An 18,897-nucleotide genomic window follows, 5' to 3' on the forward strand; every position below is an offset into this window, starting at 1 on the left:
CACCGTGCCGCTCCGGTCACCACTCGCAGTGCACGTGGTTGTCGTGGCCGGGCTTGCCCGGGCCGAGCGTGAGCGTCGCGCCCAGGGCGGTGCAGGCGTCCTGCACGGCCTGGTGGTCCGCTCCGTTGAGGACGGTCACGCCGTCGATCCGGTCGATGTCGACCGCGTGGCCGGTGTAGTGGCGCGACGACGCCGTGTGGTCCTCACCGGCGAGGGAGGTGACGCGGAGGTCGAAGCCGTACTCCGTGTTGAGGCGGAGCAGGCCGTTCAGCATGGCCGGGTCCAGGGCCACCTCGGTGACTCCCGCGTCCCCGCCGGAGCTGGTCCGGGCGGGCTTCCCTGCCGCCGTGTCGCGGATGTTGACGAGCGAGGTGGACTCCGGGTCCGCGCCCGAGTCGGCGCCCAGCTCGTAGAGCTCGATCCCCGGGTTGTCGAGGATGGCCTGGGCGGTGGCCGCCGCGTCGCCGCTGGGCGGAGGAGTCGTGCCTCCGCCGCCGCCGGTCCCGGCGATGAGGGCCTTCCAGGTGGCAGGTCCGACGATGCCGTCGGCCGTCAGGCCTGCTCCGCTCTGGAAGCCGGTCACTGCGGATTCCGTCCCGGCACCGAAGACGCCGTCGACGGCGAGGGAGGCGCCGTTCGCGTTCAGCTGGGTCTGCGCCGCACTGACCGCGTCGCCGGTGGAGCCGCTGCGGACGGTCACCGCGAGTGCTCCCCAGGTCGCCTCGCCGATCACGCCGTCGGCGGCGAGGCCCTTCGCGGACTGGAAGGCGTTCACGGCACTCGCAGTGCCGGAGCCGAAGGCACCGTCCACGGCGAGCGACTGGCCGGAGCCGCGGAGCAGGTACTGCGCGGTGGTCACGTCGTCGCCGCTGGATCCCGAGGAGAGCACGGGCCAGTCGGCCGCCTGAGCGCTCGTCGCCCCGCCGACGGTGACGCCGACGGCGAGCAGGAGCGCGGTGATCAGCGCGAGGACGCGGGAGCGGGCGCTCCGCGGTCGGACGGTGGTGTCGGTGTCGACGGTGGTCGTGTCGATGGTGGTCATGATCCTCATCCCTCGCTCTCGACGGCCTCGCGGGCCAGGGTCTCCCACTGCGCGTAGGCGTCCGGCACGCCGGACTGCTGGACGGCCTGCGCGGCCTCCGTCACCGGCAGCGACTCCCAGCCGGCGACGTCGAGGAGGCCGGCGTTGCTGGTGGGACTGTTCGCGGCTCCGTAGAAGGCGCGCGACGCGTAGACGGGGTCGACCAGCTCGGCCGCGGTGCCCCAGCCGTAGGACGGGCGCTGCTGGAAGAGTCCGACGGAGTCGCGGTCTCCGCCGGAGAGGTTGCGCAGGCGCGACTCCTGCATCGCCGTCGCGATCGCGATCACCCAGCCGTACTCGGGGACACCGGCGGTCCTCCCCTCGGCGATGATCGTGCGGACGTTGGAGAGCTGCTCGTCGTTCAGGGTGGCGAACGTCTCGCCCGGCTGCCCCGGGTCGGGCGTCGAGCCGGAGCCGGAGCCGGTCAGCGACTGCCAGGTCTGCGGGCCGACGACGCCGTCGACGGTCAGGCCGGCCGCGGACTGGAAGCCCTCCACGGCGGCGCGGGTCGCGGCTCCGAACTCGCCGTCGACGGTGAGCCCGGCGCCGGTCTTGTTCAGCTGCACCTGGAGAGCGGTCACCGCCTCGCCGGAGTCGCCGAAGGAGACGGTCGTGATCAGCGCCGTCCAGGTCTGCTCGCCGACCATGCCGTCGGCCGAGAGGCCCCGGTCGCTCTGGAACGCGGAGACCGCGGCTGCGGTGCCGGCACCGAAGACTCCGTCCGCGTCGACCGAGCGGCCAGCGGCGTTCAGCAGATGCTGGACCGTGCGGACATTGGCGCTGTTCTCGCCCTGGGCCACGACCGGCCAGGCGGCGGCCGAGGCCGAGACGGCCGCGACCGAGACGGCCGGGGCGGGAGCGGCGAGGGCGGCCGGAGCGCTTGCGAGCGATCCGAAAGCCAGAGCGCCGCAGGCGGCACCAGCGACGAGCAGCCGACCTCGTGGGGATGTGGTGGTGGGATTTCTCATCGTCTCGTACACCTCTTCGTGGCCGGGTCCGGCCGGATTCGTCGTCACGATCTGGAGAGCGGTTCTCCCTTGCCCCTCAGGCCTACTCCGACCCCTCGGCCTCCGGGGGAGGACGGATGCGGTCTCCAGTGACTGTCCACGGAACACGGAGGGGGATCCGTCGCGCGGGGGAGGCGTCCCGCGGCGCGCGGCGGCACACTCCGCCGGAGAAGGAGGCCGAGTGCTCGCTCGGTGAGGGCCGGGCGGCGCATCGTCGGCCGCAGGCCGGGCAGGAGCCGCCGCGGTCATCCGTTCCTGCGGCACCGGTCAAGCCCCGGAGACCTGCGATCCGATCGATCGGGAGCCGCTCGACGCGGCCGACCCGTCGGTGATCCCGCACGCCCCCCGTCGGTCGTCATCGTCGGAGGAGCCGACACCTGCCGCGAGACGCCGCTTCAGTACGCGTCACATCGCGGGAGGCGTGCACAGGTGGCGTCTCGCGGAGAGGAACGGGTCAGCGCAGCGTCTTGCGCGCCGAGATCTGGCCGGTGTCGAAGCCGAGCAGGTGCAGGCCGCCGTGGAAGCGGGCGTGCTCGACCTTGATGCAGCGGTCCATCACGACGGTCAGGCCCTTCGACTCGCCGTACTCGGCCGCCTCCTGGTTCCAGATCCCCAGCTGCACCCAGACCGTGGGCGCGCCGACGGCGAGGACGTCGTCGATCACGGCGGGGATGTCGCTCGCCTTGCGGAACACGTCGACGATGTCGGGCACGACCGGGAGCTCGGCGAGGCTGCGGTAGACCGGCTGCCCCAGGATCTCGGTGGCGTTCGGGTTCACGAAGTAGAGCTCGTAGTCGCTCGACTGCTGCAGGTAGGTGGCGACGAAGTAGGAGGAGCGGGCCGGGTTCGGCGAGGCGCCGACGATCGCCACGGTCTTCGCGCGGCGGAGGATGTCGAGTCGCCTGCGGGCGTCGGGGCCCACCCAGGTGCGCTGCGAGCGGAGCATCTTCGCCAGCGGCGAGTTCGCCGGGACCGAGCAGCTCAGCCCGTTGGACAGCTGGACGACCGTGTCGGCGGTGTCGGTGGTGCTCATGCTCAGACCTCCACGGCCGGGGTGTGCAGGGTGGTGGTCGTGTCCTCGGGGAGCTCGGTCGGAGCGTCGGGGGTGCCGTGCTCCTCGACCGCGCGGGCGAGCGCCTGGTCGAGATCGTAGATGATGTCGTCCGCGTCCTCGATGCCGACGGAGAGGCGGACGAGTCCGGGGAGGACGCCCGCGTGGAGGAGCTGGTCCTCGGTGAGCTGGGCGTGGGTGGTCGAGGCGGGGTGGATCACCAGCGTCTTGGCGTCGCCGATATTGGCGAGGTGGCTGGCGAGGTCGACCGATTCGATGAAGGTCTGGCCGACGGCGCGGCCGCCCTTGACCACGAAGCTGAAGACCGAGCCCGGTCCCTTCGGCAGGTACTTCTGCGCGCGGTCGTGGTGCGGGTGCGCGGGCAGCCCGGCCCAGTAGACCGCCTCGATGCGGGGGTCGGCGTCGAGCCACTCGGCGACGCGGCGTGCGTTGTCGACGTGCGCCTGGATCCGGTACGGCAGCGTCTCGACGCCCTGGGCGAGCAGGAACGCGGAGTGCGGAGCGAGGACCGGCCCGATGTCGCGCAGCTGCTCCGCGCGCAGGCGCGTGAGGAAGCCGTACTCCCCGAAGTTGCCGTCCCACGACAGGTCTCCGTAGGAGGCGACCGGGTCGTGCAGCAGCGGGAACTTCTCGGGGGAGTAGTGGAAGCGCCCCGACTCGACGACGACGCCGCCGAGCGTGGTGCCGTGTCCGCCGAGGAACTTGGTGGCCGAGTGGATGACGATGTCGGCGCCCCACTCGATCGGGCGGACGAGGTAGGGGGTGGCGACCGTGGAGTCGATGATCAGCGGGATGCCGGCGGCGTGCGCGACCGCGGCGAGGCCCTCGATGTCGGCGATCTCGCCGGAGGGGTTCGCGATCGTCTCGGCGTAGAGAACCTTGGTCTTCTCGGTGATCGCCGCCGCGTAGTCGGCCGGGTCGCTCGAGCGGACGAAGGTGGTGTCCACTCCGAAGCGGCGGAGCGTGACGTCGAGCTGGGTGATCGATCCGCCGTAGAGGTTGGCGGAGGACACCACGTGGTCGCCCGCGCCGACGAGCGCCGCGAAGGTGATGAACTGCGCCGAGAGCCCGGAGGCCGTGGCGACGGCGCCGAGGCCGCCCTCGAGGCTCGCGACGCGCTCCTCGAAGGAGGCGACCGTGGGGTTCGACAGGCGCGAGTAGACGTTGCCGTACTTCTGCAGCGCGAAGCGGGCCGCGGCGTCGGAGGTGTCGTCGAAGACGAAGGCGCTGGTCTGGTAGATCGGCAGAGCGCGGGCGCCCGTCACCGCGTCGGGGATGTTGCCCGCGTGGATCGCACGCGTCTTGAAGCCGTACTCACGATCTGCCATGCGATCGACGCTAGCGGGAGCCGCCGACACCGCCGCGCCGGAGCGACGCATCGCGTAACAGAGCGGCCCCGCAGTGCAGAGCGACCGTGCGCGACAGAGCGGTCGAGCGGATCGGAGCGCCGATCAGAGCGCCAGCTGCACCGCGGCCAGGCCCATCGCCGCGATCGCCGCCCACGACACCAGGGCGACGAGGAGAGCACGCCACCCCGTCGTCACGAGCGCGCGCACCCGGACGGCGCTGCCGAGCGCGAAGAGGGCCGCGGCGAGGAGCCAGGTCTGCGCGGTGTCGGCGGCGGCGAGCAGTCCCTCCGGCAGGGGGAGGAGCGTGCGCAGCAGCACCGCGGCGAGGAACCCGACCACGAACAGCGGCACGATCGCCGGGCGCGTCCCGCCGGTCCCGCCTCGGCGCCTCGTGACCGCCGCCGCCACCGCGACCATCGGCGCCAGCATGACCACTCGGGTGAGCTTCACCACGACCGCCACGGCCAGCGCCGACGCTCCGGCCACCTGGGCCGTCGCCACGACCTGGCCCACGTCGTGGACCGAGGCGCCGACCCAGTGCCCGAACTGCACGTCGGAGAGCCCGAGCGGCTGCTGCAGGGCGGGGAGCACCGCGATCGCGAGCGTGCCGCAGAGCGTCACCAGCGCGACCGGCGTCGCCTGCTCCTGCTCCTTCGCCCGGGTCGCTCCGGCCATCGCGCCGATCGCCGAGGCCCCGCAGATCGAGAAGCCCGCCGCGAGCAGCAGCGGCTCCTGCCCGGGCAGCCGGAGCACCCGGCCCAGCGCCCAGGTCAGGCCGAAGGTGGCCAGGACGATCCCGACCACGACCAGGATCGCGCCCCAGCCCAGCGCAGCGATGTCGATCAGAGAGAGCTTCAGCCCGAGCAGGACGATGCCGGCGCGCATCAGCGAGCGGGACGAGAACTTCAGGCCCGGCGCCAGCGCCCCGCTCAGCAGGGGGCGCGCCGCGGGCAGCTGCGCCACGAGGATCCCGAGCGCGACCGCCGCGGTCAGCATCGGCACTGCCGGCACCGTCGCGTGCAGCAGGGCCGCGATCACCGCCGCGACGGCGCAGGCCGCGACTCCCGGGCCCAGCCGCCGGATCAGACCCACGAGGGCAGCCACATGTGGGCCTGCCAGAAGGTGAAGGACGTCTGCGCGCCGATCCAGAGCGGCAGGAAGTAGGCCGTCAGCGCGGCCGCCGCCACCGCGAAGACGAGCACCACGAGGACGCCCCGGGTGCGCCGCCTCCGCTCGTCGCCCGGACTCCCGATCACGATCCCGGCCGTCAGCGCCAGCGCCAGCATCATGTAGGGCTCGAAGACGACGCAGTAGAACTGGAACACCGTGCGGTCGAGGTAGAGCAGCCACGGCAGGTAGCCCGCGACGATCCCCATCAGCACGAAGCCGGCGCGCCACTCCCGGTACCGCGCGAGCCGGTAGAGGAGGTACACCAGCGCCAGGACTCCGGCGTACCAGATGAGCGGATTGGCGACCGAGGTGATCGCCTCGTCGCAGCGTGCGGCGGTGCAGCCGTCGACGCCCGTCGCCTGGTCGACGAAGTACATGCTGGTCGGCCGGAGCATGAGCAGCCAGGTGAGCGGGTTCGCCTCGTAGGGGTGCGAGGCCCGCAAATTGATCGAGTAGTCGTACATCTGCACGTGGTAGTGCCAGAGGCTCTGCGCCCAGTCCGGCACCCACGCGAGAGCCCCGGTCCAGGCGTTGCCGGGGGCCTCCGACGCCCACTGCCGGGCCCATCCGCCGGAGGTGCGCAGCCAGCCCGTCCAGGTGACGAGGTAGGCGATCAGGGCGATCGGCACGACCAGGAGGAAGGTGACCGGACCCTGCTTGAGGATCGCGCCGCTGCCCCAGAACGGCACGCCCGCGCGGCGCCGCATCAGCGCGTCGACGACCACCGCGTACACGCCGTACGCCGCGAGGAAGTAGACGCCCGTCCACTTCACGCCCGCGGCCAGGCCGAAGAGCACGCCCGCCGCGAGCAGCCAGGGACGCCACCACAGGACCGGCCCCCAGCTCGGCAGCGCTCCCGCCGCCACCTTCCGCGCCAGCTGCAGGTCGGCCCAGCGCCGGTCCAGCAGCACCGCCGCGACCCCGCAGAGCGCGACGAACATCAGGATCCCGTCCAGGAGCGACACCCGCGACATCACGATCGCGTGGCCGTCGAGCGCGAGCATCAGCCCCGCGAAGGAGGAGAGGAGGGTGGAGCGGAACAGGAGGCGGCCGATCACGATCACCAGCGCGACGGCGAGGATCCCCACGACGGCGGTCGCGACGCGCCAGCCGACGCTGTCGTCCGCGCCGAACACGCCCATCCCGAGCCCGATGATCCACTTGCCCAGCGGCGGATGCACCACGAAGGACGGCGCCCCCGTGAAGGTGTCCACGTCGCCGGCCGCGAAGCCGGGGTCCGGGTTCTCGGGCCAGGCGCCCTCGAACCCGAGGTTCCAGAGGGTCCAGGCGTCCTTCACGTAGAAGGTCTCGTCGAACACGAGCGAGCGCGGGTGGCCGAGGTTCCACAGCCGCAGCACCGCGGCCAGGGCGACCACCAGCAGCGGCAGTCCGAGCTCGTACAGCCGGCGGCGCGCGGGGGAGGCGACGAGCCGGGTGTGCAGGTCGTCGAACCAGGAGCCGCGCGGCACGTCCGGGAGCGGGGTGCGCTCCCGCGGTGCGGACGCCTCGGCGGGCTCCACCGGGACCGAGCGCGCCGATCCCGCCGCGTCCAGGAGCAGGTCGTCGAAGTCGCGCTGCGGTCGGTCCGTCACCCGGCCATGCTAACGGGGCGCCTCCTCCCGGGACGGCGGCGATCCGCGGCGGGAGGCCCCGGACCCGGCCTGGGAGACTGGCGGCATGATCATCCTCGCCGGCACTCCCATCGGAAACCTCGGCGACGCCTCCCGCCGGCTCGTGGAGGCGCTGGGCTCCGCCCGCCACGTCGCCGCTGAGGACACGCGCGTGACCATCCAGCTGATGCGCGCCCTGGGCGTCGAGAACCGGCCCGCCCTCTACGCGCTGCACGACCACAACGAGCGCGAGCGCGCCGCCGAGCTGGTGGAGCTGGCCCGCGAGGAGGACCTGCTCGTGCTGAGCGATGCTGGCATGCCCACGGTCTCGGACCCGGGCTACCACCTGGTCGAGGCGGCGGTGGCGGCGGGAGTCGCGGTCACCGCGCTGCCCGGTCCCTCGGCGGTGCTCATGGCGCTCGCCGTGTCCGGGCTCCCGACGGACCGCTTCAGCTTCGAGGGGTTCCTGCCCCGCCGGCACGGCGAGCGGGTCTCGACCTTCCGGGCGCTCGTCGACGAGCGGCGCACCATGGTCTTCTTCGAGTCCCCGCACCGGATCGGCGACGCGCTCGCCGACCTGGTCGAGGCGATGGGCCCGGAGCGGCGCGTCGTCGTCTGCCGCGAGCTCACCAAGATGTTCGAGGAGGTCCGTCGCGGCACGGCGGCCGAGCTGGCCGAGTGGGCGGCCGACGGCCTGCGCGGCGAGATCTGCCTGGTCGTCGAGGGAGCCCCCGCGAGGGAGGCGTCGCTCGAGGACGCGCTGGCCGACGTGCTGGCCCGCGTCGAGGCCGGATCGCGGCTCAAGGAGGCGTCGGCCGAGGTCGCCGAGATCACGGGGCTCTCGCGCCGCGCTCTCTACGAGGCGGCGCTCGCCTCCCGCCGCGGCTGAGAGCTCCCTCCCAGACGGCGCCCGCGGCCGGTCGTCCACGGCCTCCGTCACACGCCGGGAGCGGTGCCGCGCGGTGAATAGGATGGTCGCCATGTCCGACGGCGCCTCCTTCTACCTCACGACCCCGATCTTCTACGTGAACGACGTCCCGCACATCGGGCACGCGTACACCGAGGTCGCCGCCGACGTGCTCACCCGCTGGCACCGCCAGGCGGGCGACGACACCTGGCTGCTGACCGGCACCGACGAGCACGGCCAGAAGATCCTCCGCACCGCCACCGCCAACGGCACGACCCCCCAGGAGTGGGCCGACCGCCTCGTGAGGACCGCCTGGCAGCCGCTGCTCGAGACCATCGACATCGCCAACGACGACTTCATCCGCACCACGGACGCGCGGCACGAGGTCAACGTCCAGAAGTTCCTGCAGAAGCTGTACGACGAGGACGCGATCTACACCGGCGAGTACGAGGGCTACTACTGCGTGGGCTGCGAGGAGTACAAGCAGCTGTCCGACCTCGAGGAGGGCACCGGCGACTACGCCGGCCAGTACGTCTGCAAGATCCACTCGAAGCCGGTCGAGCTGCTGAAGGAGAAGAACTACTTCTTCAAGATGAGCGAGTACACCGAGCGGCTGCTCGCGCTCTACGAGGAGCGTCCCGACTTCGTCCAGCCCGAGTCGGCGCGCAACGAGGTCGTCAGCTTCGTCCGCCAGGGCCTGGCCGACCTGTCGATCTCGCGCTCCAGCTTCGACTGGGGAGTGAAGGTCCCGTGGGACGACTCGCACGTGGTGTACGTCTGGTTCGACGCGCTGCTCAACTACATCACCGCGGTCGGCTACGGCCAGGACGAGGCGGAGTTCGAGCGCCGCTGGCCCGCGACCCACATCGTCGGCAAGGACATCCTGCGCTTCCACGCGGTGATCTGGCCCGCCATGCTCATGGCCGCGGGCCTCGAGGTCCCCCGGCAGGTGTTCGGCCACGGCTGGCTGCTGGTCGGCGGCGAGAAGATGTCGAAGTCGAAGCTCACCGGCATCGCGCCCGAGCAGATCACCGACACCTTCGGCTCCGACGCCTTCCGCTACTACTTCCTCCGGGCCATCACCTTCGGCCAGGACGGCTCGTTCTCATGGGAGGACCTGTCGGCGCGCTACCAGTCCGAGCTCGCGAACGGCTTCGGCAACCTCGCCTCGCGGGTCGTCGCGATGCTGCACCGCTACTACGACGGCGTCGTGCCCGCGCCGGGCGAGCCGACCGAGGCGGAGGAGCGCGTGCAGCGCATCGTCGCCGAGGCCGCCGCGTCGGCCGACCGGTCGATCGACGCGCTCGCGATCCACGACGCGATCACCGCCGTGTGGAGCATCGTCGAGGAGCTCAACGGCTACATCACCGAGCAGGAGCCGTGGGCACTCGCCAAGCGCGAGGAGCGCGAGCGCCTCGGCACGGTGCTCTACACCGCGACGGAGGGGCTCCGCGCCCTGGCCGTGCTGCTCTCGCCGGTCGTGCCGCGCGCGACGGCGTCCCTCTGGGAGGCGCTCGGCGTGACGGAGTCGCTCGGCGCCCTCACCGCGCAGCCGATCCGCGAGGCGGGCCGGTGGGGGGTCCTCCCCGTCGGCACGACCGTCGGGACGCTCGCCGCGCTCTTCCCGCGCATCGAGGCTCCCGCGTCCTGACGGCCGCGCCTCGACCCATGGACCGAGCAGTCGCGCGGCCTGGAGTCGCCGACGGAGGATCCGCAGGGGAGTGCACGATGACCGCGATCCGAACGCGAGGGGCCGGGTGCGAGCGGTCCTCCGCTCCGGGGACGGCGGGGCGCTGATGACGCGCGAGGTCCTCGACGCTCTCGAGCAGGCGGCCGAGCTCACCCGGCGCCACGTCGGGCACCCCGAGCGCGCCGCCGCGCTCGCCCTGCGCCTGCACCGGGTGACCGCTCCGACCGAGCTCGTCTACACCCGGTTCCCGCCGACCCTCAGCCTGGTGCTGGCCGGCCGGAAGCGCTCGGTGGTCGGCGACTCCGACGAGCGGTGGGGCGCCGGCCGCTTCCTGGTCACCCCCGTCGATCTGCCGGTGGTGGCGGCCGTCGTGGAGACCGGCGACCGCGGCGACTTCCTGTCGGCCAACTGGCGTCTCGACCCGCTCGTGGTGGCCGAGATCGCGGCGCTCGCCCCCCGGACGGCCCCGCGGGCTCCCGCCCCGCGGATCGGCACGGTCACGGAGGAGATGGCCGACTCGCTGCGCCGACTCTTCCGTCTGCTCGACGCCCCCGCCGACATCCCGGTGCTCGCCCCCGCGATCACGCGCGAGCTCGTGCTGCGGCTGCTGCAGACGGACCAGGCGCCCCGGCTGCTGGCCGCGTCCAGCACCGTCCGCTCGGAGGCCGTCTCCCGTGCGGTCGAGGCGATGAGCGCGTCGCTGTCGCGCGGATGGACCCTCGGCGCGCTCGCCGCGGAGGCGGGCACCAGCGTGCCCACGCTCACCCGCCGCTTCCGCGAGCTGACCGGGATGTCGCCGTTGGGCTACCTGCGGCGGCTCCGCCTGGGGGAGGCCAGGAAACTGCTCCTGGTCCGGGGCGACACCGCCGCGCAGGCCGCGGCCGCGGTCGGCTACGCGAGCGCGTCGCACTTCGGGCGCGACTACCGCCGCGCCTACGAGACGACCCCCGCGGCCGACGCTGCGCTCCACCCCGGGCCGCTCGTGCAGATCCACTGAGCGGCGGGCGCTGTCGCGGGGACTCCGAGCGGCGCGTACCGCGGCGTCAGCCGCGGGCGCCGACGATGCCTCCGTCGACGTCGAGCGTCGTGCCGTGGACGTACGAGGCGTCGTCCGAGACGAGCCAGCGCACGGCCAGGGCGATCTCGTCCGGACGTCCGGGCCGGCCGGCGGGGGCGGACGCGGTCATCTGCTCCAGGATCGCCGCGGCGTGCTCGTTGCCGGGCGTGAGAGTCGCGCCGGGCGCGACGGCGACCACGCGCACGCCGCTCGGGCCGTACTCGGCCGCCCACGCCCGCGTGAGGTGCTCCAGCGCCGCCTTGGTCGCGGGGTAGAGCGCGGTCCCGGGCGTTCCCACCCGTCCCATCCACGAGGTGATGTTGACGACCACTCCGCTCCCGCGCTCGGCCATGGCCGGGGCGATCGCCGCGACGAGCTGGTGCGGCACGCGGATGTTCGTGGTGAGGAGGGACTCGACGTCGGCGTCGCTGAGGTCGGCGGTCGGCCCCACCGGGAACACTCCGGCGTTGTTGACGAGGACGTCGATCCGCCCGTCGAGGAGGGTCAGCGCCCGGGCGGCGACGGCGCGGGTCTCCTCCGGCGTGCCCGCGAGGTCGGCGACGAGCGCGGAGGCGGTGCCCCCGACGGCGCGGATGCCGCGGACGACGGACCCGACCCGCTCGGGGTCGCGTCCGTGCACGAGGACGTGAGCGCCGGCCCCGGCGAGCCGGCGGGCGATGGCTGCGCCGATCCCGCTCGAGGATCCGGTGACGAGGGCGTGGCGCCCGGCGAGGGAGCCGGGTGCGGAGTGGGCGAGGAGCTCGGTGTCTGTCATGGCTCCAGCCTCCCGGCGGCGCGGGAGGCGGGCTGTCCCGATCCGATCGGGTGCTGACCCGATCCGCTCAGGGCGCCTCAGCGGCCGCCTCTCGGCCCTCGTCCACCCGGGACTCCGGTCCGCGCGAGCCCTCCCGGTAGCCTGGAGCGCATGACCGACAGCCAGCACGTCCGCTCCCGCGAGGCCTCGTCCGGCCGCGACCTGACGTACCCGCCGCTGCCCGAGGCGCTCGTCGTCCCCGTCTACGACAACCACACGCACCTCGAGATCGCCGACGGCCTCGAGCCGCTCGACCACCGCGAGCAGCTCGACCGGGCCTCCACCGTCGGGGTCCGCGGCGTCGTCCAGGTCGGCACGGACGTCGAGACGAGCCGCTGGTCGGCCGAGCAGGCGGCGAGCGAGCCGCGCATGCTGGCCGCCGTCGCGATCCACCCCAACGAGGCGCCCGAGCTGGAGCAGCGCGGCGAGCTCGACGCCGCCCTCGCCGTGATCGCCGAGCTGGCGGAGCAGCCGCGGGTGCGCGCCATCGGCGAGACCGGGCTCGACTTCTTCCGCACCGGCGAGAGCGGCCGCGCCGCGCAGTTCCGCTCCTTCGAGGAGCACATCCGCATCGCGAAGGAGCACGACCTCGCGCTGCAGATCCACGACCGCGACGCGCACCGCGAGGTCATCGAGACCCTGCGCCGCGTCGGCGCCCCCGAGCGCACCGTCTTCCACTGCTTCTCCGGGGACGCGGAGATGGCGCGGATGTGCACGGACGAGGGCTGGTACCTCTCCTTCGCCGGCACCGTGACGTTCAAGAACGCCGAGCCGCTGCGGGAGGCGCTCGTCGCGACTCCGCGGCACCTCATCCTGGTCGAGACCGACGCGCCGTACCTCACTCCGTCGCCCTTCCGCGGCCGCCCGAACGCGCCCTACCTCCTCCCGCACACCCTGCGCTCGATGGCCGCGACCCTCGAGACCGACGTCGGCCACCTCGCCGCGACGATCGCGTCGAACACGGAGGCCGTGTACGGCGAGTGGGGCGGCGAGGTCGGCTCCGAGCCGACGGAGCCGGTCGGACCCCTCGCATGAGCGGCCGCCACGCCGCCGAGGCGACGGCCGCCGCGATCCCGCGCCTGCTGGGCCCGGCCGAGATCCGCGACCTCGCCGGCCTCCTCGACGTCACGCCGACCAAGAAGCTCGGCCAGAACTTCGTGCACGACGCCAACACGGTCCGCCGCATCGTCAAGCTCGCTCGGGTGCGCCCGGGGGAGACCGTCGTCGAGATCGGCCCCGGCCTCGGATCGCTGACCCTCGGCCTGCTCGAGGCGGGCGCACAGGTCGTGGCCGTCGAGATCGACGGGCGCCTCGCCGAGCAGCTGCCGCGCACCGTCGAGCTGATGGCGCCGGGCGCCGATCTCGCGGTCGTGCACGCCGACGCGATGAAGGTGCTCGACCTGCCGGGGGATCCGGTCCGGCTCGTCGCCAACCTCCCGTACAACATCTCGGTGCCGGTGCTCCTGCACTTCCTCGAGCACTTCGCCAGCATCCGGTCCGGAGTGGTGATGGTGCAGTCCGAGGTCGGGCACCGGCTCGCCGCCGGTCCCGGCTCCAAGGTCTACGGCGGCCCGAGCGTCAAGGCGGCGTGGTTCGGCTCCTGGACGACGGGCGGCGCGGTCTCGCGTCAGATCTTCTGGCCGGTGCCGAACGTCGACAGCGTGCTCGTCGCGTTCGACCGCGGCGAGGAGCCGGGCGACGAGACCCTGCGCCGCGCCGTCTTCGCGGTCGTCGACGCGGCGTTCGCACAGCGGAGGAAGATGCTCCGCCAGTCGCTCGCGACCCTCTTCGGCGACAGCGCCGCGGCGATCGTCGCGCTCGAGCGGGCCGGCGTCCCGCAGACCGCGCGCGGCGAGGAGCTGGACGTCGCCGCCTTCGTCCGCCTGGGCCGCGAGCTCGATCCGGCGCGGGTCCCCGTGCGCGGCGCGGCGGTGCCCGACGGGTCGCCGGCGGAGACCGACGGGGACGACACGGACGGCGACGGGGAGCCCGCCCCGGGTGCGGACGAGGGCGCCTCCGCCACCCTGTAGCGTGGATGCATGGCCCACCGCGCGACGTCGAACCGGGTCCACGCGCGGGCGCCCGGCAAGATCAACGTGTTCCTCAAGGTCGGCGCCGTGCGCGACGACGGGTACCACGAGCTGGCCACCGCGTTCCAGTCGCTCTCCCTCTACGAGGACGTGTTCGCGGAGGAGGCGGCCGACTTCTCGGTCTCCTTCTCGGGCTCGATCGACACCTCCCGCCTGGCCGTCGACGGCTCCAACCTCGCGATCAAGGCGGCTCGGGCGCTCGCCCGGGCGACCGGCTACCGCGGCGGCGTGCACCTCGAGATCGAGAAGAACGTCCCCATCGCCGGCGGCATGGGCGGCGGCTCGGCCGACGCGGCCGCGACCCTGCTCGCCTGCGACGCGCTCTGGGGCACGGCGTGCACGAGGGAGCAGCTGCTGGGCATCGCCGCGAGCCTCGGCGCCGACGTCCCCTTCTCCTTCACCGGCGGCACCGCGATCGGAGTCGGCCGAGGCGACGAGCTGAGCCCGGCGCTCGCCAAGGGCCGCTTCGAGTGGGTGCTGGTCCTCTCGGAGGAGGGCCTGTCGACCCCCGAGGTCTACAGCGAGCTCGACCGGCACCGCGAGCGCCACCTGCACGACTTCCGCCCGATCTCGGCGACCCCCGCCATCGATCCCAACGTGCTGCAGGCCCTCCGTGCCGGCGACGCCGCCATGCTCGCCGACGCGATGCACAACGACCTCCAGGCGCCGGCGCTGCACCTGCAGCCCGGGCTCGCCCGCATCCTCGAGCTCGGCGAGGGCCGCGGGGCGCTCGGCGGCCTCGTCTCGGGGTCCGGCCCGACCGTCGCGTTCCTCGCTCCGGACGCCGATGCGGCGGCCGACCTGCAGCGCGAGCTGAGCTCCGCGCGGCTGAGCGCCGTGCGGGTGTCCGGCCCGGTCCACGGGGCTCGCCTGCTCTCGACCTAGTCGCGGAGGCGGTGCCTCCGGAGCGGGGCTCGCGAGCCCCGCGCCCGGCGCCCTCCACAGACGGTCCGCAGGGAAGTTCCGACCTCGTGGCTTAGAGTGCCGCTCATGTCCCGCCGAGCCACCCTCTTCGCGATCCTCTCCGGGATCGTGGCCGCCGTCGTCGCCCTCGCGACCGCCGAGGTCGTCGCGGTCTTCACCGGAGCGGGCGGCAGTCCGCTGGTCGCGGTCGGCGGCTTCGTCATCGACATCGTGCCCCCGGGCGTGAAGGACACGGTCATCGCGCTCTTCGGCACCGGCGACAAGCTCGTGCTGCTGGTCTCGATCGGCCTCGCGATCGCGCTGCTGGCCGTCGGCGCGGGAGTCCTCGAGTACCGCCGCCCGCCGTTCGGCGTGCTGCTGCTGGCCGTCGTCGCGGGCGCCGGTGCGCTCGCCGCCGTCAGCCGCGAGGGCGCGTCCGGGATCGACGCGGCGCCGAGCGTCGTGGGCATGGTGGCCGGTGCCGCGGTGCTCCGCTCGGCCTCCGTCCGCCTCCGCGGCTGGCAGGAGGAGCGCGAGAGCGACTCCCCGGACCGCCGGTCGTTCCTCCGCCTGGTCGGGATCGCCGGAGTCGCCGCGGTCGCCGCCGGCATCGGCGCCCGCTTCCTCACGTCCGCCTCCGCCGCCGTCACCGCCGTGCGCGAGGCCGTGGCCCTGCCGGCTCCCGCCTCGGCCGCCGCGCCCGTCGCGGCCGGCGCCGTGCTCGACGACATCGACGGCATCAGCTCCTACGTCACTCCCAACTCCTCGTTCTACCGGATCGACACCGCGCTCTCGGTGCCGTCGGTCGAGCCCGCCGACTGGTCGCTGAAGATCACCGGCATGGTGGAGGAGGAGATCGAGATCACCTGGGACGAGCTGCTCGCGCTGCCGCTCGAGGAGCACCTGGTCACCCTGTCCTGCGTGTCCAACGAGGTCGGCGGCGACCTGATCGGCACCGCCCTCTGGCTGGGCTACCCGATCCGCGAGCTGCTGGCCCGGGCCCGGCCGACCGCCGGCGCCGACATGGTGCTCTCGCGGAGCATCGACGGCTTCACCGCCTCCAGCCCGCTCGACGTGCTGCAGGACGAGGACCGCGCGAGCCTGCTCGCCGTCGGGATGAACGGCGAGCCGCTCCCGGTCGAGCACGGCTTCCCCGTCCGGATGGTCGTCCCCGGCCTGTACGGCTACGTCTCGGCGACGAAGTGGGTCGTCGAGCTGAAGGTCACGACCTTCGCGGAGGACCTGGCGTACTGGTCGACGCGCGGCTGGACCGAGCGCGGTCCGATCAAGATCGAGTCGCGGATCGACGTGCCGCGCCAGGGCCAGCCCGTCGAGGCGGGGACGGTCGCCGTGGCGGGAGTCGCCTGGGCGCCGCACACCGGCATCGCGAAGGTGGAGGTGCAGATCGACGGCGGCGCCTGGCAGGAGGCGCGCCTCGCCGAGCAGGTCACCGCGGACACGTGGATCCAGTGGGTCCTCGAGTGGGACGCGACGGTCGGCGACCACGTCGTGACCGTGCGCGCCACCGACGCGGACGGCACGGTGCAGACCACGGTCGAGCGCCCGCCCGCTCCCGACGGTGCCACGGGACTGCACCGCCGCTCGGTGTCCGTCTCGGAGCCGGCACCCGCGGGCTGAGGTCCGGGGGCCGCGACCCGGCCGCACTGTGATCGACCCGCGGCGGACCGCTCAGGCGGCACCGCCTAGGCTGGATCCCTATGGCACATCTGCTGGGCGCCGAGGCGCTGCGACTCGAGTACCCCACACGCGTGATCTTCGACGACGTCTCCCTGGGGATCGAGGAGGGCGACCGCATCGGGATCGTCGGACGCAACGGCGACGGCAAGTCGACCCTCCTGCGCCTGCTCGCGCAGCGCATCGAGCCGGACAGCGGCCGCGTCACGCACCGCCGCGGCGTCACGCTCGGGATGCTCGACCAGGCCGACACGGTCGATGAGGACCTCACCGTCGCCCAGGCCGTCGTCGGCGGGCTCCAGGAGCACGAGTGGGCGGGCGACGCGCGCACCCGAGACGTGATCGCGGGCCTGCTGCGCGACGTCCCCTGGGACGGAGTGGTCGGCTCCCTCTCGGGCGGGCAGCGGCGCCGGGTCGCCCTCGCGAAGCTGCTCGTCGGCGACTGGGACGTCGTCTTCCTCGACGAGCCCACCAACCACCTCGACGTCGAGGGCATCGCCTGGCTCGCCGAGCACCTCAAGCGCCGCTGGGCGGCGTCGTCGGGCGGGCTCGCGGTCGTCACCCACGACCGGTGGTTCCTCGACGAGATCTGCACCGCCACCTGGGAGGTGCACGATCGCCTCGTCGAGCCGTTCGAGGGCGGGTACGCGGCGTACATCCTGCAGCGCGTCGAGCGCGACCGGATGGCGTCGACCATGGAGGCCAAGCGCCAGAACCTGATGAAGAAGGAGCTCGCCTGGCTCCGGCGCGGCGCCCCCGCCCGCACGGCCAAGCCCAAGTTCCGGATCGACGCCGCGAACCAGCTGATCGAGGACGAGCCCCCGGTGCGCGACTCGGTCTCGCTCTCGCAGCTCGCCGTCTCGCGCCTGGGCAAGGACGTCGTCGACCTGCTCGACGTCACCGTCCGCTACGGCGAGCGGACCGTCCTCAACCGCATCGAGTGGCGGATCGCGCCCGGCGAGCGCACCGGCATCCTGGGCGTGAACGGCGCCGGCAAATCGACCCTCCTCGGCCTGGTCGCGGGCAGCGTGGAGCCGACGAGCGGCCGGGTGAAGCGCGGCACCACCGTGCGCGTCGCGATCCTCGACCAGCAGCTGCGCGAGCTGACCGGTGTCCAGCACCGGCCCGTCCGCGAGATCATCGCGGAGCAGCGCACCAGCTACTCCATCGGCGGCAAGGAGATGACTCCGGGCCAGCTGCTCGAGCGGCTCGGCTTCTCGAGCGCGCAGCTCTCGACGCCGGTGAAGGACCTCTCGGGCGGTCAGCGCCGGAGGCTCCAGCTCCTGCTCATCCTGCTCAGCGAGCCCAACGTGCTGATCCTCGACGAGCCGACCAACGACCTCGACACCGACATGCTCGCCGCGATCGAGGACCTGCTCGACTCCTGGCCGGGCACCCTCCTCGTCGTCTCGCACGACCGGTACCTGCTCGAGCGCGTCACCGACCAGCAGTACGCCGTGATGGACGGCGCGTTCCGCCACCTGCCCGGCGGCGTCGAGCAGTACCTCGACCTGCGCCGCGCGCTCGAGAAGGGTGCGCCCGCGGCGGCGTCGTCGGGCTCCTCCTCCGCCGCGCCGGCGTCGAGCGGACTCGCGGGGGCCGAGCGCCGCACCGCGGAGAAGGAGGTGTCGGCGATCGACCGGCGCCTGCACAAGCTCACGCAGCTGACGAAGACCGTGCACGAGAAGATGGCGACGCACGACCAGGACGACTACGACGGCATCCTGGCGCTCAACGCCTCGCTCCGAGCCTACGAGGACGAGGCGGCCGAGCTCGAGCTGCGCTGGCTGGAGCTCTCGGAGCAGCTCGAGGGCTGACGCCGCTCTCCTCCGCGGCACCGGCAGCTGTCCCGTACCGCGTGGGCGGGCCGCCGTCGCGGGCCCGGGGCGACCGGCTCAGCCGAAGTCGAGGGAGAGCTTCCGGAGGAGCTGCGCCAGCCGCTCCTGCTGGGCGTGGGTGAGCGCGCCGAGCAGCTCCTGCTCCGCGTCGACCAGGCGGGTGATCGCCGCGTCGACCCGGGCGAGCCCCGACGGCGTCATCTGCACCAGCACGCCGCGCCCGTCGTTCGGGTCGTCGAGGCGCTCGACCAGGTCGCGCTCGACCAGCCGGTCGATGCGGTTGGTCATGGTCCCGCTGGTGACCATGGTCGCCTGGAGGAGCTGCTTGGGGCTCATCCGGTAGGGCGCGCCCGCGCGCCGCAGGGCCGAGAGCACGTCGAACTCCCACGTCTCGAGCTCCGACCGGCCGAAGGCGCTGCCGCGCGCGCGCTCGAGCTGCTTGGCCAGCCGGCGCATCCGCGAGAAGACCTGGAGCGGCGTGAAATCGAGATCGGGCCGCTCCCGGACCCAGGCGTCGACGATCCCGTCGACCTCGTCATTCGCACTCACCCGTCCATTGTGGCGGCTGGGCGGCTCGGGGGACGCCGGGAGGCGGACGGGCCGGGAGGCGGAGG

General features: G+C 73.3%; 16 protein-coding genes. 8 read left to right on the forward strand and 8 right to left on the reverse strand.

Translation table 11 applies throughout. The features are described from left to right. Positions 1–16: 16 nt before the first annotated feature. The 6 genes from C5C53_RS11020 to C5C53_RS11045 all read right to left on the reverse strand — a co-directional run bounded on the left by C5C53_RS11020 (position 17) and on the right by C5C53_RS11045 (position 7,271). Complete coding sequence (locus tag C5C53_RS11020; protein WP_104233697.1) at positions 17–1,042, reverse strand: peptidoglycan-binding protein; 1,026 nt, start codon at positions 1,040–1,042, stop codon at positions 17–19. Positions 1,043–1,047: 5 nt separating this feature from the next. Next, entirely contained in the window at positions 1,048–2,049 is a 1,002-nt protein-coding gene (locus C5C53_RS11025; protein ID WP_104233750.1) for a peptidoglycan-binding protein, read from the reverse strand. A 493-nt stretch (positions 2,050–2,542) separates the two neighbouring features. Further along, complete coding sequence (locus C5C53_RS11030) at positions 2,543–3,121, reverse strand: CoA-binding protein (RefSeq protein WP_104237688.1); 579 nt, start codon at positions 3,119–3,121, stop codon at positions 2,543–2,545. Positions 3,122–3,123: 2 nt separating this feature from the next. Further along, positions 3,124–4,488, reverse strand: coding sequence for an O-acetylhomoserine aminocarboxypropyltransferase/cysteine synthase family protein (locus C5C53_RS11035; protein WP_104226921.1), 1,365 nt, complete (start codon positions 4,486–4,488; stop codon positions 3,124–3,126). A gap of 123 nt (positions 4,489–4,611) precedes the next feature. Beyond that, positions 4,612–5,601: a YeiH family protein gene (locus C5C53_RS11040; RefSeq protein WP_258062883.1), complete on the reverse strand. Its 990-nt coding sequence runs from the start codon at positions 5,599–5,601 to the stop codon at positions 4,612–4,614. Beyond that, a complete protein-coding gene (locus C5C53_RS11045; protein WP_258063656.1) occupies positions 5,592–7,271 on the reverse strand; it encodes a dolichyl-phosphate-mannose--protein mannosyltransferase in 1,680 nt (559 codons plus the stop codon). The genes C5C53_RS11040 and C5C53_RS11045 overlap by 10 nt, the downstream gene beginning before the upstream one ends. 85 nt (positions 7,272–7,356) lie before the next feature. Between C5C53_RS11045 and rsmI the strand changes: the two genes are divergently transcribed. The 3 genes from rsmI (at position 7,357) to C5C53_RS11060 (ending at position 10,883) form a co-directional block, all read left to right on the forward strand. Then, entirely contained in the window at positions 7,357–8,178 is an 822-nt protein-coding gene (gene rsmI / locus C5C53_RS11050) for a 16S rRNA (cytidine(1402)-2'-O)-methyltransferase (protein ID WP_104226923.1), read from the forward strand. Between the two features lie 91 nt (positions 8,179–8,269). Continuing rightward, positions 8,270–9,847 (forward strand): methionine--tRNA ligase, encoded by a 1,578-nt coding sequence (metG, locus tag C5C53_RS11055; protein WP_104226924.1) that lies wholly within the window; start codon positions 8,270–8,272, stop codon positions 9,845–9,847. Positions 9,848–9,917: 70 nt separating this feature from the next. After that, positions 9,918–10,883: an AraC family transcriptional regulator gene (locus C5C53_RS11060; protein ID WP_258075411.1), complete on the forward strand. Its 966-nt coding sequence runs from the start codon at positions 9,918–9,920 to the stop codon at positions 10,881–10,883. A gap of 46 nt (positions 10,884–10,929) precedes the next feature. Here C5C53_RS11060 and C5C53_RS11065 read toward each other — a convergent pair whose 3' ends face one another. Next, positions 10,930–11,718, reverse strand: coding sequence for an SDR family NAD(P)-dependent oxidoreductase (locus C5C53_RS11065; RefSeq protein ID WP_104267545.1), 789 nt, complete (start codon positions 11,716–11,718; stop codon positions 10,930–10,932). A 150-nt stretch (positions 11,719–11,868) separates the two neighbouring features. On the opposite strand from C5C53_RS11065, the gene C5C53_RS11070 reads away from it, so the two are divergent. From C5C53_RS11070 to C5C53_RS11090, 5 genes are all read left to right on the forward strand, one after another. Further along, a complete protein-coding gene (locus tag C5C53_RS11070; protein WP_104222332.1) occupies positions 11,869–12,792 on the forward strand; it encodes a TatD family hydrolase in 924 nt (307 codons plus the stop codon). Next, a complete protein-coding gene (gene rsmA / locus C5C53_RS11075; RefSeq protein WP_181127755.1) occupies positions 12,789–13,787 on the forward strand; it encodes a 16S rRNA (adenine(1518)-N(6)/adenine(1519)-N(6))-dimethyltransferase RsmA in 999 nt (332 codons plus the stop codon). Before C5C53_RS11070 ends, rsmA begins: the two co-directional genes overlap by 4 nt. A 9-nt stretch (positions 13,788–13,796) precedes the next feature. After that, positions 13,797–14,732 (forward strand): 4-(cytidine 5'-diphospho)-2-C-methyl-D-erythritol kinase, encoded by a 936-nt coding sequence (locus C5C53_RS11080; protein WP_104222334.1) that lies wholly within the window; start codon positions 13,797–13,799, stop codon positions 14,730–14,732. A gap of 105 nt (positions 14,733–14,837) precedes the next feature. Continuing rightward, positions 14,838–16,388, forward strand: a complete 1,551-nt coding sequence (locus C5C53_RS11085) for a molybdopterin-dependent oxidoreductase (RefSeq protein ID WP_104267546.1) — start codon at positions 14,838–14,840, stop codon at positions 16,386–16,388. Positions 16,389–16,468: 80 nt separating this feature from the next. Continuing rightward, positions 16,469–18,262 (forward strand): ABC-F family ATP-binding cassette domain-containing protein, encoded by a 1,794-nt coding sequence (locus tag C5C53_RS11090; protein ID WP_104222338.1) that lies wholly within the window; start codon positions 16,469–16,471, stop codon positions 18,260–18,262. A gap of 78 nt (positions 18,263–18,340) precedes the next feature. On the opposite strand, the gene C5C53_RS11095 is transcribed toward C5C53_RS11090, so the two are convergent. Next, positions 18,341–18,832 carry a MarR family winged helix-turn-helix transcriptional regulator gene (locus C5C53_RS11095; RefSeq protein WP_104222340.1) on the reverse strand — a complete coding sequence of 164 codons (492 nt, stop codon included), beginning with the start codon at positions 18,830–18,832 and terminating at the stop codon, positions 18,341–18,343. Positions 18,833–18,897 lie beyond the last annotated feature (65 nt).

The organism is Rathayibacter sp. AY1E3 (assembly GCF_002932235.1).
Classification (GTDB): domain Bacteria; phylum Actinomycetota; class Actinomycetes; order Actinomycetales; family Microbacteriaceae; genus Rathayibacter.

What these genes read in the sequence shown, in the direction of transcription:
- rsmA (WP_181127755.1), top strand. Translation starts at nt 12,789, where the DNA reads ATGAGCGGCCGCCACGCCGCCGAGGCGACGGCCGCCGCGATCCCGCGC.
- C5C53_RS11070 (WP_104222332.1), top strand. Translation starts at nt 11,869, where the DNA reads ATGACCGACAGCCAGCACGTCCGCTCCCGCGAGGCCTCGTCCGGCCGC.
- C5C53_RS11080 (WP_104222334.1), top strand. Translation starts at nt 13,797, where the DNA reads ATGGCCCACCGCGCGACGTCGAACCGGGTCCACGCGCGGGCGCCCGGC.
- C5C53_RS11035 (WP_104226921.1), bottom strand. Translation starts at nt 4,488, where the DNA reads ATGGCAGATCGTGAGTACGGCTTCAAGACGCGTGCGATCCACGCGGGC.
- C5C53_RS11025 (WP_104233750.1), bottom strand. Translation starts at nt 2,049, where the DNA reads ATGAGAAATCCCACCACCACATCCCCACGAGGTCGGCTGCTCGTCGCT.
- C5C53_RS11030 (WP_104237688.1), bottom strand. Translation starts at nt 3,121, where the DNA reads ATGAGCACCACCGACACCGCCGACACGGTCGTCCAGCTGTCCAACGGG.
- C5C53_RS11085 (WP_104267546.1), top strand. Translation starts at nt 14,838, where the DNA reads ATGTCCCGCCGAGCCACCCTCTTCGCGATCCTCTCCGGGATCGTGGCC.
- C5C53_RS11090 (WP_104222338.1), top strand. Translation starts at nt 16,469, where the DNA reads ATGGCACATCTGCTGGGCGCCGAGGCGCTGCGACTCGAGTACCCCACA.
- rsmI (WP_104226923.1), top strand. Translation starts at nt 7,357, where the DNA reads ATGATCATCCTCGCCGGCACTCCCATCGGAAACCTCGGCGACGCCTCC.
- C5C53_RS11020 (WP_104233697.1), bottom strand. Translation starts at nt 1,042, where the DNA reads ATGACCACCATCGACACGACCACCGTCGACACCGACACCACCGTCCGA.
- C5C53_RS11065 (WP_104267545.1), bottom strand. Translation starts at nt 11,718, where the DNA reads ATGACAGACACCGAGCTCCTCGCCCACTCCGCACCCGGCTCCCTCGCC.
- metG (WP_104226924.1), top strand. Translation starts at nt 8,270, where the DNA reads ATGTCCGACGGCGCCTCCTTCTACCTCACGACCCCGATCTTCTACGTG.